Consider the following 14,042-nt stretch of genomic DNA (forward strand, 5'->3'; position numbering starts at 1 on the left):
AAAATGATAAATAAAATAGGGAAACGTGCGTTCGCCATTGTTTTTTCAGTTACAGTACTTGGTTTAGGGGCTTGCTCGTCAGCACCAGATCAAGAAGATATCCAACGCGTTCCTAATAAATCTGCGCAAGCTTTATATGAAGATGCGAAACAAACATTAGATTCAGGCTTATACGCTCGAGCAATTGAGTTGTTGAGTGCTATTGACTCTCGCTATCCTTTTGGTCCGCTATCAAAGCAAGTACAAATGGACCTAGTGTATGCTCACTATCAAGCAGGTAATACTGAACAAGCACTTGCAACTATTGACCGCTTTATTCGCTTGAACCCAAACCACAAAGATTTAGATTACATGTACTACATGCGTGGCTTAGTGAACATTAAAGCAGACCAAAATGCTTTCCAAGAGTATTTTGGCGTAGACCGTGCGGATAGAGATGCAAATCGTACCCGTGTTGCTTTCACTGACTTATCAACATTATTAAAACGCTATCCCAATAGCGCTTATGCGCCAGAAGCAAAAAAACGCTTAGTGTGGCTTCTCAACAAAATGGCGCGCTACGAGTTAAAAGTGGCTGAATATTACTATGAACGCGAAGCATATCTTGCTGCCGCTAACCGTGGCAAATATGTAGTTGAGCATTACTCACAAAGCAGCTACTTAGATCAAGCTTTAGAAATCATGGAAAAAAGTTACGACAAACTCGGCTTACCTGAGCTAAGCGCGCACGCTAAAGCAACGCGTGAAGCGAATAAACGTTAATCCATCACATTTACATTAAAAAAGGCGCCATAGGCGCCTTTTTTAATGTTTGCGATCGAATATACCCAAACCACCTCAAGGTGCGAGTTTCAGTTGGAATTAAAAGCGATTTAGGCAAGGCATTGATTGCAAGTAATAGTGGTTCTATTGTTAAAATCAATAACGCAGTATAAATCGCTTTTAAACCAACCCTTTGGGCGCTCACAGGCACTTACTCTCATCGTTGTTACTTCTTAAAAGGGACTACCATTCTTGCAAAGTAACGCCTTGATATTAAGCACCTGTGAATCGCTGAATTCTGCATCTTGAGGTGGCTTGGGTATACTAATTAAATCGCATCTTCATCTTCTTCGGCGGTTCGAATACGTACTACACGTTCCACATCAGTGACAAAGATTTTACCATCGCCAATTTTACCTGTTTGCGATGTTTTAACGATCACTTCAATCGCTCTATCAACATCTTCATCGCTAAGTACAATATCAAGTTTAACTTTCGGTAAAAAATCAACCATGTACTCAGCACCGCGGTAAAGCTCAGTGTGCCCCTTTTGACGGCCAAAGCCCTTAACTTCGCTAACCGTCATTCCTGTGATACCCACATCTGACAACGCTTCACGAACATCATCAAGCTTAAAGGGTTTTATAATTGCTTCTATTTTTTTCATAGTAACCAGTTAGTTTAAAACATATTTGCCTCGATTTTAGACAATCCATGTCAGCATAGCAAACAAACTGAACAAATAGGTGCACTATAAACAAAGCGTGATATTATTATTAAACTACTTGTAAGTGAGGTACAAGCAATGAAAAACAACAGGAAACATAAAGGCTTCACGCTTTTAGAATTAATGATAGCAGTTGCGATTGTAGGCATTGTTGCCACAATTGCGTTATGGGACAGCTCAGATACATTAGAAAGAAATAGAGCAGAAAATTACTTACTCGACTTGCAGCGTGTTATAAGCTTTGCTCGGGCTAAAGCTGTTAGTACAGATACCCAAGTAACAATATGCAAAGGGTGGCATAGCCGTTTAAAAGATAACCAAGTGAGTATCTGCCACCCACTATCAAAAAATAACGCCCAAGAACAAGTTATCTTTATGTTTAGTAACGATAAAGAAAGATTTCCACGTAATGTAATTCAATGGTTCGAACCTTATTATGGTGACGAGGTCTACAGAGTGCTTCCTCCGCCTAGCAATAAGGATGTGATCACTTATAATGGTGGCGAACAAATTATTTTCGATACCAGTGGCAGTATACTTACTCAAGTGGGAACTTTTGTATACTGTCCAAACCCTAATAATAATGACAATAATAAAGCCCTTCAAATAAACCAATCAGGTAGTGCGTTTTATCTTGGTGATACAAACCTCAAATGTAATTAAATAAACACTTGACACAATTATAGGTACATCTATATTTAAATAAAACATATCAATAGGGAGTCTTCAAGGATGAAGACACATCTCTTTTATCGTCGAGTACTCGGCGCAACACTCATTGAGGTTTTAATAGTGGTATCGATTGTTTCGATACTTTTAAACCTAGCATTGTTCGAGTTAAAACCTTTCTTAGCGCAAAACCGTCTAGATAATCAAATACATCTTATTAAACGCGCAGTCGCTATTAGCCGCTTAAATGCACAAGCAAACAATGCGTATGTCACGTTTTGTGCATTACACAATAACCAGTGTAACTATCAATTCTGGCATAAAAAACTCACTGTCTTTATCGATCATGGACAGATTGGCGTGTTTGATAGTAATGACACTAAAATAGTACAGTTTGAGGCAATCAATAAGCTTGATATGCTCACTTATAACAAACGCAATGCACTAACCTTTTTACCTAATGGAAGACTGATGGGACTCAATAATGGGACTTTTGTTTATTGTCCTGAATACAAAGAAGCAAGCCTAAGTGGGCTTGCTATATCGGTAAATAATGTTGGCAGGGTGAAAGTAATAGATACTGATAAATGTCAGCAATAAGCTAATTAGCGACCCCAGCAAACATCAGGAGACGCTGCTGAGCCTCCATGACGCTGAATACCACGGTCGTCTATTGTTAGTCTCGAGCATTCAGAATCTTTGGCAGGAGGGCCTGCAATAGCTACAGCTGATGCAAAAAACACTGCACGTCCAACAGAGTTATTTACAGTAAGTCTTAACTCATAGTAACCATTTTCTGTTTTTGTATCTAAACCCAACTGGTCAAATGTGGTAGCGTATTGACGATTATCCGCAAAGTATTGCTCCTGCTTATTTGCTATATCTAATAAAGCAGTAACAGCTTCACTTCTTGCTGCACGCTTAACATATTCGAAATAATTAGGTAGCGCAATACTTGCTATAATTCCTAAAATAGCAACCGTAATCATTAGTTCAATTAAGGTAAAACCTAACTGCTTATTTTTCTTTCTTGATCTTATATATTTTATACCCATCAAATATTTCTCAAAGACTCGCTATACATTTAATTATAATAGGTTCAGTTTTTTATGATTGCAATTAACTTTATTTTTATACCTTTCTAAAAGGTATAAAAATGTAGCAATAAAACCACAATCAAACTTTATCACTGCACCGAATAATTAAATTAATTAATTTTTACTAGTAGGTTAGATCGAGTTTTTCTTGTTTATAAATATACATCTGTTGGGTTTTAAAACCAAAACCAATTGGTACTTTATCACTAACAAGTTTTATTTTACCGTTTTCAATTGTTAACCCAGGGCCTAAGATTTCTTGTACTTTGAATGGGTTTTGAGCCCCCTTAACTCCAGGTCCAATCGATAAAAACTGGCTTTGTTCTCTCACTTTTTCGCTAGTATTGTCATCACAAAAACCATCGCTATTTCCATCGACACAACTATCACCAACGCCAAAATAAAGTTGAGGCGTGTCTGGAACATCGTTCGAAGTTGTGAATTTTAAACTGTCATAGACTTTGGTGCCATAATGTAAATGAAAAGCATAAAGACCGCCAGAACCACCAGTCAATGAACATTGGTTTGCAGTGGCTGTCGCAGGAGAAAAGCTAGTAAAATAAGCTACACCACCAATAACCGTACTTGCAGCTAGTGACTTTTCTCCCGAGGCCGGCAAGTTATAGTACCAACCTTTAAACTCCCCGAGCGTTACTTCTAGTTCTGTGAATTTTTCGACATCGTCAATAGCTTTGCCAAAAGGATCCGAATCTACATTCATTAAGTCTGCTTGAGTGATCACGTCAGGTACATCAGCACCTTTAAATGATTTTGTCACGGTATTAATATCACGGATCATAAAAAGTTGATCGTTGGCTGTCGAAGAAAGAGGCTTAGCGCGGTTTCCGCTACCAATTAATACTGCGTCAAATGGCGTATCAATTCGCGTTTTAATCGTTTTCCCTTCAAAAGTGGTTTCTGATACTTTGCTGAACATTGTACGAGCAATCATTGGTTTATAGAAAAAACGACGATCTTGAGTAGACAAAGCACCACCTAGGCTCGCTAATTTAAAATGCGTCCATGGTTTTTGTGAATCATTAGGGTTATTTGAGGGCATATCAACACGCCATATATCTCCACCTGTATCCGCTGCATACAATCTATCTACATAGCCATCATAATCTGAATCAAGAATGCTAATATCAGAAGCAATGCTGTGCTTTCCTAAAAAGCCATTTTCAGTTGGAGTCAGAGCCCAAATTTTCTTACCTGTTTGCGCATCAACAATAAATATACCCCGCCCTTTACTATCATTGGAGCGCGAAACATTATCTTTATTTGTGTCATATCCGCCCCCAAAAACTAATACAGGGCGGTCCTCATAACCTGCTAAATTAATGTAGGTTACGATTGGCTTTGACCAGGTTTGACCAAGCTCTAAAAAGTCACCAGTTCCCCCTTTGATAGGCTCATCCCACAATAATTTAGGAGAATTAGGATTTGTAATATCAAGGCCATAATAATAATTACCGCCTCGTCTTAAACCAAAGAATGCCCAAACACGATCACTATCATTAACAACACCGTCTCCATTTTTATCATCAAAGAAAACAGAGATAGGTCCGTCTACACCATAGACTTTTGTGTCTGCTTGATTATCACGTAGCGGCTTAATAATTTTATATAGACTTCTAGGTATAAATGCCCAACTTTCGCTTAATACATCATTTTTATCTTGGAACATATGCAAGTACCCAGCATTAGTGCCAATTAAAATTCGGATATCATCATTACCGTAATCAATCGTTACAGGTTTTGAATGCAATGGATCACCGAATATGTCATTACGCGAATCACTGGTAGATCCATCTTTATCTTCATCATCTACATCTACACCACGCGACCAGAAAGCAAGATCATACAACTCTTGTCTGGTTGCCCCACTAACACCGAATGCTTCAGCTGCCTTTTCAACACTACCGTAGTAATCTATTGCATTCCAACCAGAAAAATGACGTAGTACATTCCCTTTTAGATTTGATAATATAACCCGCCTTCCCTGTGCATAAGGAACGCTATCTTGAAGTGCCAAATATGCGTTCACCCCACCGAGTTCTACTGAGCTACCATCTGCTCCTTCGCCACTTGGTAACCAAAATGTTTTCGCATTTTTATCAATTAGGCCATCTTCATTTAAAGCAGGTTTTCCATCTTTATCAGTGATTTTGTCGCCAGACACTTTTAATTTTTTCAAATTTCCGCGCCAACGAGCTCCTGTTTTAGGATAAAACATCGCATAATAAATCGACTCTCTGCTACGTGTTTGGTCAACATTGTTACTCGCAACAGAAGGAGAGGTAAAACTATCGTTCACTTCCCTAATTTGAGTTATCGTATTTTTTAGTGCATCAGAAAGCTGATCAGCAGTATTTGCGTGAAGGTATTTCCCCCCCCCTAACTTTGCTGTCTCAGACAGTAAACGCTTACCGTTTTCGCTCATACCACTTCCAAATCCGATAGTATAAACGCGGCCTGTCTCATGGATCTCACTAGTCGAAGGAAATAAGTCAACTTTAACATTTTCCGAGCCATGAATTATTTGCGCAAGCTTGTGGAGGTATACACCCGCGATACGATCTGAGTCGCCCAAATAGCGGCCAAAATACGATTGATACAGATTACTGATAGTGCCATCTTGTTCATTATCCGAACCTGAGCTAGGATCGCCATCAGTCATGTAGATGACATTTACAGAATGGTCACAGCGTTTAACTTCTTCTGTATTATCAAAGGGAGAGATGTATGAATAGGTATAGTAACGATTCCACCATGGACCTGAAACCGTTTTGTTCTCAATTGAATTATCACGTAGCGCCTCAGCCACCTTTGCACCGTAGTAAAGGCTTTTCCCAGTGATATACAAATAAGCTTCCCAGAGTGTTTCGGTTAAGGGCGTCCCTCCATTAGCAGGTAATGTAGCAATCGTTTGCTTTAGAAAAGAGTTAGAAGAACCGATACCCGCAAGAACATATCCCCCATCAAGTCCATTAAAACGCATTAAGCCAAAATCTATATCGTCATTTCCATCAATTAAATTAGTTATAGCATCTTGAGCGATACCTAACCGGCTATCAGGGCAAAGAATATATCGCCCATACGAAAAACCACAGTTAAAACCTGAGCTTGTTGAGAATGCCATACTACCTGAGGTATCGAAAACTATCAGAACACGGGGTTTCTCATCGAGCTTTACATTATGATTAACGTACAGTTCAATGTCTTCAGCATGGGCCATTGAGCTGAAAATAACAGCACTACCAAGCAAGATTTTGCTGATTAATTTTCCTATATTCATTACAACCCCCACTAAACACTAACGTTCAAAACCAATAACCTAATTGAAAAAAGTTATCTCGAAAGCTCAAGAGTAAGTTACCTTCTAACAAAACGATGAGTAAATACTTGTAGCTGACGTAATGCAAATAAATTTAAAATTGATACAAGTTAAATTATAACTAATTATTTTGAATTAAAACATAAGTGCTACAAATAAATTAATTATTTGCACCATTTTTTCTTAGAATTTCACTAAAAATAACTAGAGCTTTGGCTATTCACTGAATTCAATACATATTTTGCAGTGTATTGCTTTAACTATTAACAAAAATAATAAAAAAGAGCCAACTTTAAAAGAAAGGTAAGCGAAAGGGATTGCTTTCTACAAAGTAAAGTAACACATTGAATCTTAATGGAAATTTATGGACTTACAATTATAAAAAGGACACCGCTTTAAAATTGGTGCCCTTATTACAGCTGCATTATACAAGTATAAAGCTGCGACTAAATAATATGATAAAAACATTGCATATACTATTATTGAGTTCGGTCATACTTCTCTTGTTTATATATATAAGTTTGTTGAACTTTAAATCCAAGAACCTCATCACTCAGTAATTTAATTTTACCATTTACGGTATGTAAGCCAGGGCCCAATACCCCTTTGGCAACAAACGGATCTTTTTGGCCAACAATCCCGGTACCAATCAACATAAACTGACTTTCACCTTTATCCGATTCACCAAAGAATAGTTGCGGAGTATCAGGTACATCATTCCCTGTTTGGAACTTAAGTTCATCATATACTTTGGTTCCATAATGTAGGTGAAAAGCATAAAGACCACCAGTACCGCTACCTAGACTACACTGGTCGACAACATTGGTTGTCGAGCCTGGTGCAAAACTTGTAAAGTAAGCAACACCTCCTACAACGGTACTCGCAGCTAATGATTTCTCACCTTGAAGCGGCAAATTATAGTACCAACCATTAAAGCGCGCTAATTCAACCTCAAGCTTGACAAAGCCATCAACATTATCAAGTTTCTTAGCAAAAGGATCTGAACTTACATTCATTAAATCTGATTGTGTGATAGTGTTCGGGACTTTACTCCCTGTAAAAGACTTAGTCACAGTATTTATATCGCGGATCATAAATAACTGATCATTCACCGCTGATGAAAGCGGATTTGCTCTATTCCCGCTGCCAACTAATACGGCATCAAACGGAGTATCAACGCGAGTTACTGTGGATTTACCATTTACAACAACTTCAGATACTTTGCTATATACACTTCTCGCAATAGTCGGTTTATAAAAAAAGCGCCGGTCATTGTTAGCCCGAGTGCCCCCAAGACTAGCAAGTTTAAAGTGCGTCCAGTTCCGTGAGTTTTGCGTAGGCATGTCGACTCGCCAAACATCACCACCTGTATCAGTGGCATACAAACGATCTATATACCCGTCGTAATCAGAGTCTAAAAGAGCAATATCAGATGCGATACTGTGTTTACCTTGAAAACCATTTTCAGAAGGAGTCAATGCCCAGACTTTTTTACCTGTCTCAGCATCAACAATGTAAATTCCTCGCCCCTTAGAGTCATTAGTTCGTCGACTATTATCTTTATTAGTATCATAGCCAGCTCCAAAGATAAGCACTGGCCGATTTTTATATCCATATAAATTAATATAGGCTACTTGTGCTTTTGACCAGCTTTGTGCCAACTCTTTGAAATCACCTGAGCCACCGACAATTGGTCCACCCCACATTAATTTGGGTGAATTAGGGTTAGTTATATCTAAAGCGTAATACTCATTTCCGCCACGTCTTAAGCCAAAAAATGTCCAAACCCTGTCTGTTCCTGCATCTACGACACCATTTTTGTTTTTATCGTCAAAAAAGATAGAAATAGGTCCATCAACACCATAGACTTTTGTATTTTTATCATTGTCTCTTAATGGTTTGATAATTTTATATAAACTTCTTGGAATAAACGCCCAACTTTCATTTAAAATATCTTTTCTGTCACGAAACATATGTAAATAGCCTGCATTCGTGCCTATTAAGATACGTACGTCATTATAGCCATAATCAATAGTGACGGGTTTTGAATGAAGTGGATCACCAAAGACATCTTCACGAGTATCCGTTGTTAGGCCATCATTATCTTCATCATAAATATCTACACCACGTGACCAAAATGCTAAATCGTATATCTCTTGTCTAGTCGCGCCTTTAGCCCCAAAAGCTTCTGCTGCTTTATCTACACTTCCATAGTAGTTTATAGCATTCCAACCACTAAAATGGCGTAATATGTCATCCTTTAAGTTTGATAATATCACTCGTCTGCCTTGAGCATATGGAATGCTATCTTGCTTAGCTAAATAAGCATTAACCCCACCTAGCTTAACATCATTGCCATCTGGTTTTTCGTTGTCAGCTGCCCAGAAAGTATGAACATTAGAGGCAATGTTTCCGTTATCATCTAAAGCAGAAACCCCGCCTAAACCAACTATCTTATCACCAGATACCTTAAGTTTTTTTAAATTACCTCGCCAACGAGCACTTGTGCTAGGGTAAAACATCGTATTATACAGTGCATCTCTACTACGAGTTTGATCAGTATTGTTTGATGCAATAGAAGGTGAAGCAAAGGATCCTGCTTCTTCTCTTAGAGCAGCAAAAGCAAGCTTTAATGCATCGGAGAGCTCTTTTGGATTACTTGCCAAAATGTAACTCCCTCCCCCCTCTTTTGCAGTTTTCTTCAATATAGCCTGTCCTCTCTCAGTAAGACCATTACCAAAGCCAATAGTATTTATGATTGCTTCATCAGGAATTTTTTTAGTTTTAGGGTACAAATCTATATCAACATCTTCTGTACCATGCATTACCCTTGCTAAAACTGACAAATAGATACTATTACCATAATCATCTAGTAAAGCATTGGCTGGTTCAGAAAAGTAACTTTGATGTAATTGCTCAATCTGGAGGTTTCTGTCGTAATCATTTTGAGGTGAGCCATCTGTAATCAAGAGAATATGTACTTTATTGTCGCACCTTGCATTTTTTGTAATACTTGAATCAAAAGGAGAAATATAATTTAATCCCTTTTCTGCGCTAGTATCACGAGATATAGGCGGGATCAAAAGTGCAAAATCAACATTTTTCCCAGTTAGGTATTGGTAAGCCTCCCACAAGGTTTCGGTTATAGGTGTTGAGCCACCTGCATTTGTTTCGCTGATCAGAGATATAAGCGTTTCATGATCGGTTCCAATTTTTGCTTTTAAATATCCACCTTGACTCGGTGCAAAACGAATAAAGCCAAAGGCCATATCTGGATTATTATTAATTGTATCTATAATAGTGGCCTTTGCTACCTCCATGCGACTATCAGGACAAGGAATCCAATACCCAAGCTCTGGATGGAAACATTTTGCGCCCGTGTTGGCTGATTGCATCATACTTCCTGATGTATCAAGTATGAATAAAACCCGCGTTTTCTCGTGAAGCTCTTTATCGTAATCCACAAACAATTCGGTATCATCAGCATTTGCTGCGCTTAGAAACCCAAGCGTGCAAACATATATAAATACATATTTAAAGTTAACGACCTTCATTACAATTCCCTCTCTAGCCACCCGTGTTTAAACTTGCCATTTCTTGAGCGACGCCCGTTTTAACAGTTAATGTATGAATACTTTTTTTACCATAGGTAATTGTGGTATTCACTTCGACCATGTTGCATGACACACCAGAGGTGAAGTTGTACTTGCGTGGACATGGCAAATCCAATTCGCCATTATTTAAATTAATCATTTTATTCGTGGAGTCACCGATCGCGCCCAAATCGAAGCCACCCTCAGGTATTTGCTCAGGCTTTTTAAAAAAAGCACTATTTCTTCCAGCAGCAGCTTGATTTGCAATCACCTTCAGCACTGTGCCCATAACTTCATTTTCAGCAACTTCTCGCTCTTGTACCGCGGCTGTTATTTTGGCATCAATACTACTGCTATTCATTAAAGTTACTGCAATCCCTGTTACTGCAACAACCATAATTAGAGCAAGGATCAATACTATGCCCTGTTGCTTTTTAGGAGGGTTTAAATGCGCCACAAATTTGCTCCCACATTGTTTAATCTAATGGTTGTTGTAAAAATTGCGCGTCGATATTTATCATTGAATTTAAGTGTTCTACCACTAGCCCCTTCTCCTAACTCATAGGTTTGATTTTTAATTTGTAAGTCGCCATCTGGCATCAGAGATCTAGCAAGTAAAAATACTTGTACTGTCAAAATTCCACGCCTATTCTCCCAATCAGTAGCCGTCATTTGATTAATACTTTTATAGGTATCAACTCGACTATCATTAGTGGTGTCTAAGCCAAAAACAAACCGCATATTTTCAACTCCCTCCATAACAGTTTCTGTATACATACCGTTTCCTGGGGTCAGTCGTTTTCGTTTCAGAACAGGAATAACAACACGTTTTTTATTGATATAAATAGTTTCTTTAGAAACATAATAAACATTATGGCGGTAGCGCCACACCGTTGCGTTGACATTTATTGTTGCTGCATTCACAGGTCCACGAGTAAACAATGCAAATTCTTGCTCTGCAACAAAATAATAAGAATTATTGCTTGTGTACTTAGGCTCATTTTGAAATCCTTCTAAAAACTTTAATTGTAATACATCCGTATTTGCTGCAGCGTCACGAATACAGCCCAGCGCAGAGGAGCCTGCAGCCTGCACTGCATAAATTGAACGAAAATTAGTACTAGAAGCTAGGTCAGGGAAACTACCGTTATTTAAACCAGCAGAGCAGTCAGGACTTGGATTTGCAACTAGACTAAGTTTCGTATTAGCAGCAGAAAAGGAATCCTCGTAAAAAGTGCCCCAAAAACCAACTTGCTCAATATCCCGCTGTAGTATATTGAGGGCTAATCTGCCAGTTTCTTGCAGCTCGCCAATCATCATCGTGTCTTTAGTTGTGGCTTTCATACTTACATAAGTAAACATTACACCACCTAAAACAATACCACCTATGAATAAGGCAACCATCATTTCAATTAATGTAAAACCTTTATACTTATTCATCTTACGACCTTAAATAAATATAGCTGTCAAGAACGACAAGGCGACGACGGTCATTTACTGAACCACATCCGGTTTTTAAGTTTTCTGCGCTTGCTTTAAACTCTTGTCGACCACGCCAACTAACAATCACTTCAATATTATACTCACTTGGAAGGCCCCCTGAGACTGCAGTGGCTTTAATGCACACCCTTGCTTCATCCAGAGCTCCGGTGTTTTCACGTGCCTGAATTGCTCGCACCCATTGCTGTTTATCAAGTGCAGCGATTTGCTGTGGAGAGCATGTAGCCTGATAACAGCTAGAGACTTTACCTAATGCTGTTTGGCTATGAAACTGCCCACTATATAGCGCTGAAAAAGTAGCCGTATCATTTGCTCTCATGCGGTGGATAATATCATTCCCTAACGCAATTGCAGCCGAGCGCTGCATAGCATCAAAACTTGCTTGCTTTGCTTTCGCTTGAAGCGCGATAGCACCTAATAAACCAAGGCTCAATATAATAAATGCAATGAGCACCTCGATTAAGGTAAAGCCCTGTTGATGAGAGTTATTTTTCATAATGAACGTGGCTAATAAATTGACATACCTTAAGCATAAGAAGCCTAAAAAGAATAGCAATAGGTGTATGTATAAACGGTCAATATGTTAGATGAACGGTCAGTGAAACTCTCGCTCCTAGTTACCCAATGCAGCTTTTACCGCTTTTAATTCCCGACGACTAACAGTTAAAGGCTCTTCTAGTTGGTTCATAATTAAAGTATGCCCACCAGGCTGTCGGCTGTTTAAACTATAAATATGTTGCTTATTTACAAGGGTATTACGATGTATTCGCAATAATTGTAAAGGGAAAGTACGCTCGAGTTGTTTAAGGCTCTGTTCAATGATTGCTTCGCCCCCTTCAAATACGACACGAGTATATTTTTGTTCCGCAATGCAACAAATCACATTCTCAATATTTACTCTGCGCAATACACCACCGAGCTGATAACTTATGTAGCTTTTAGCAGAGTCACTTAATTGAGTTCGATTAAGCTTGCTAAGTTGCGATAATGTTTGATTAAGCGAAGACTCAGAAACTGGTTTTACTAAATAACCATCAGCACAGAGTTGGAATGCCTCTAGTGCGTGCTCAGGGTGAGCTGTAAGAAATACGATGGCAGGTGGTATAGTTAATTGCTTTAATGTCGCAGCAACCTCGAGCCCATTAAGCTTGGGCATATTGATATCGAGTAGCACGACATCAGGCTGTAACTGTTTACAATATTCAATTGCCTGTTCGCCATTACAGGCATCACCAATCACTGTATAATTACTATGCTCTGACAATAATCGTGAAATACGTGCTCGAGCTAGCGGTTCATCATCAACAATTAATACTTTTATCATGCTGTTTTCTGCCTTGGTAATACAAGTTTTACCCTAAATATTCCATCGCGATGAGTGGTTGTTATTGTTGCCTTTCGTTGATAAAACAGTGATAAGCGTTCACGAATATTATCAAGTGCCATACCATTACCCGACCTTTCATTCATGATGTTCTTCACTACTGGGTTAGTAATAATGAATGTGTATGTTTTATCAGACTGGTGCATTTCGACATTTATTTCACCGTGCTCTGCTGTCTCGATCCCATAAAATACTGCATTCTCAATAAGAGGTTGGAGAGTCAAACATGGGATATCGATATCAGGTAGTTTATCAAGTAACTGCCAGTTTACTGTTAGCCGTTCTCCGTAACGCCAACGCTCTAGTGCTATATATTGTTGACATAGTGTTATTTCATCGGTAAGTAAAATAGCTTTACCACTTTTCATAGCAGCCTGAGAGAGTGCAGCTAATGCAAGAATAGCTTGTTCTGCGGCCACCACATCATAGTGGGTTAGCTCAGCAGCAGTATTCAAACTATTAAATAGGAAATGAGGACGAATGCGGGCTTGAAGCGCATCTAATTTGGCTTTAGCCAGAGCTTTTGTTTGCTGCTCCTTTTGATTATGCATCAGCAAAAATTGAACAAAAAGCACTGTAACCAAAAAAATTATCAGTAGATTACTCACAATAAAGTGCGTCTTAGATACCATTTCAAAGATATCTGCGAATACGTTAAGTACTGCAAAGCTATACAAGTATGTAAAAATCAGTAAAACAATTACTAAGATAGATAACTGTACTGCCTGAGATAATTTAGCAAGTACAAACCGTGAGAGATAAAGACAAGAAAGACTTGATAAGAAAATAAGGTGCAAAAAGAAACTAAAAATGGCCAGACGTAACCATACATCACCAAAACTTAACGGTGAAAACGCCAATAAAACAGCAATAACTTGACTGACGATAAGTATGGCGAGTACACCACGGGATTGGAAAAGAGCCGCAATCAGCAAGCCGTGTGAATTTGGCTGTTTGCTCATGGGCTCCTCTT

At 38.6% G+C, this 14,042-nt stretch carries 12 protein-coding genes; 3 read left to right on the forward strand and 9 right to left on the reverse strand.

Going from position 1 to position 14,042, the window contains the following annotated elements; all coding sequences use genetic code 11:
- The first annotated feature begins 3 nt into the window (after window positions 1–3).
- Window positions 4–762: an outer membrane protein assembly factor BamD gene (locus L1267_RS05180; RefSeq protein WP_135925563.1), complete on the forward strand. Its 759-nt coding sequence runs from the start codon at window positions 4–6 to the stop codon at window positions 760–762.
- Between the two features lie 328 nt (window positions 763–1,090).
- Here the strand turns inward: L1267_RS05180 and L1267_RS05185 are convergent, their stop codons facing one another.
- Window positions 1,091–1,429, reverse strand: coding sequence for a P-II family nitrogen regulator (locus L1267_RS05185; protein ID WP_135925568.1), 339 nt, complete (start codon window positions 1,427–1,429; stop codon window positions 1,091–1,093).
- Between the two features lie 138 nt (window positions 1,430–1,567).
- Between L1267_RS05185 and L1267_RS05190 the strand changes: the two genes are divergently transcribed.
- Together L1267_RS05190 and L1267_RS05195 are read left to right on the forward strand one after the other, a co-directional pair.
- A complete protein-coding gene (locus tag L1267_RS05190; RefSeq protein ID WP_235382269.1) occupies window positions 1,568–2,152 on the forward strand; it encodes a pilus assembly FimT family protein in 585 nt (194 codons plus the stop codon).
- Between the two features lie 69 nt (window positions 2,153–2,221).
- Window positions 2,222–2,758, forward strand: coding sequence for a GspH/FimT family pseudopilin (locus L1267_RS05195; protein WP_235382270.1), 537 nt, complete (start codon window positions 2,222–2,224; stop codon window positions 2,756–2,758).
- Window positions 2,759–2,763: 5 nt separating this feature from the next.
- On the opposite strand, the gene L1267_RS05200 is transcribed toward L1267_RS05195, so the two are convergent.
- The 8 genes from L1267_RS05200 to L1267_RS05235 form a co-directional block, all read right to left on the reverse strand.
- Window positions 2,764–3,213 (reverse strand): type IV pilin protein, encoded by a 450-nt coding sequence (locus tag L1267_RS05200; RefSeq protein WP_235382271.1) that lies wholly within the window; start codon window positions 3,211–3,213, stop codon window positions 2,764–2,766.
- A 166-nt stretch (window positions 3,214–3,379) separates the two neighbouring features.
- A complete protein-coding gene (locus L1267_RS05205) occupies window positions 3,380–6,553 on the reverse strand; it encodes a pilus assembly protein (RefSeq protein WP_235382272.1) in 3,174 nt (1,057 codons plus the stop codon).
- Window positions 6,554–7,071: 518 nt separating this feature from the next.
- Window positions 7,072–10,146 carry a PilC/PilY family type IV pilus protein gene (locus tag L1267_RS05210; RefSeq protein WP_235382273.1) on the reverse strand — a complete coding sequence of 1,025 codons (3,075 nt, stop codon included), beginning with the start codon at window positions 10,144–10,146 and terminating at the stop codon, window positions 7,072–7,074.
- Window positions 10,147–10,159: 13 nt separating this feature from the next.
- On the reverse strand, window positions 10,160–10,642 hold the full coding sequence (locus L1267_RS05215) for a pilus assembly PilX N-terminal domain-containing protein (protein ID WP_235382274.1): 483 nt from the start codon (window positions 10,640–10,642) through the stop codon (window positions 10,160–10,162).
- Complete coding sequence (locus L1267_RS05220; protein WP_235382275.1) at window positions 10,630–11,625, reverse strand: PilW family protein; 996 nt, start codon at window positions 11,623–11,625, stop codon at window positions 10,630–10,632. Before L1267_RS05220 ends, L1267_RS05215 begins: the two co-directional genes overlap by 13 nt.
- Window position 11,626: 1 nt before the next feature.
- Window positions 11,627–12,181 carry a type IV pilus modification protein PilV gene (pilV, locus tag L1267_RS05225; RefSeq protein ID WP_135925587.1) on the reverse strand — a complete coding sequence of 185 codons (555 nt, stop codon included), beginning with the start codon at window positions 12,179–12,181 and terminating at the stop codon, window positions 11,627–11,629.
- Between the two features lie 117 nt (window positions 12,182–12,298).
- On the reverse strand, window positions 12,299–13,009 hold the full coding sequence (locus tag L1267_RS05230) for a LytR/AlgR family response regulator transcription factor (RefSeq protein ID WP_268842577.1): 711 nt from the start codon (window positions 13,007–13,009) through the stop codon (window positions 12,299–12,301).
- Window positions 13,006–14,031, reverse strand: coding sequence for a sensor histidine kinase (locus L1267_RS05235; RefSeq protein WP_235382276.1), 1,026 nt, complete (start codon window positions 14,029–14,031; stop codon window positions 13,006–13,008). Before L1267_RS05235 ends, L1267_RS05230 begins: the two co-directional genes overlap by 4 nt.
- Between the last annotated feature and the right edge of the window lie 11 nt (window positions 14,032–14,042).

This window comes from Pseudoalteromonas sp. OFAV1, assembly GCF_021532595.1.
GTDB classification, from domain to species: Bacteria; Pseudomonadota; Gammaproteobacteria; order Enterobacterales; family Alteromonadaceae; genus Pseudoalteromonas; species Pseudoalteromonas lipolytica_C.

Excerpts from the sequence above, each read along its gene's own strand:
- pilV (WP_135925587.1), bottom strand. The coding sequence starts at position 12,181 with ATGAAAAATAACTCTCATCAACAGGGCTTTACCTTAATCGAGGTGCTC.
- L1267_RS05180 (WP_135925563.1), top strand. The coding sequence starts at position 4 with ATGATAAATAAAATAGGGAAACGTGCGTTCGCCATTGTTTTTTCAGTT.
- L1267_RS05230 (WP_268842577.1), bottom strand. The coding sequence starts at position 13,009 with ATGATAAAAGTATTAATTGTTGATGATGAACCGCTAGCTCGAGCACGT.
- L1267_RS05200 (WP_235382271.1), bottom strand. The coding sequence starts at position 3,213 with ATGGGTATAAAATATATAAGATCAAGAAAGAAAAATAAGCAGTTAGGT.
- L1267_RS05235 (WP_235382276.1), bottom strand. The coding sequence starts at position 14,031 with ATGAGCAAACAGCCAAATTCACACGGCTTGCTGATTGCGGCTCTTTTC.
- L1267_RS05220 (WP_235382275.1), bottom strand. The coding sequence starts at position 11,625 with ATGAATAAGTATAAAGGTTTTACATTAATTGAAATGATGGTTGCCTTA.
- L1267_RS05195 (WP_235382270.1), top strand. The coding sequence starts at position 2,222 with ATGAAGACACATCTCTTTTATCGTCGAGTACTCGGCGCAACACTCATT.
- L1267_RS05190 (WP_235382269.1), top strand. The coding sequence starts at position 1,568 with ATGAAAAACAACAGGAAACATAAAGGCTTCACGCTTTTAGAATTAATG.
- L1267_RS05210 (WP_235382273.1), bottom strand. The coding sequence starts at position 10,146 with ATGAAGGTCGTTAACTTTAAATATGTATTTATATATGTTTGCACGCTT.
- L1267_RS05205 (WP_235382272.1), bottom strand. The coding sequence starts at position 6,553 with ATGAATATAGGAAAATTAATCAGCAAAATCTTGCTTGGTAGTGCTGTT.
- L1267_RS05185 (WP_135925568.1), bottom strand. The coding sequence starts at position 1,429 with ATGAAAAAAATAGAAGCAATTATAAAACCCTTTAAGCTTGATGATGTT.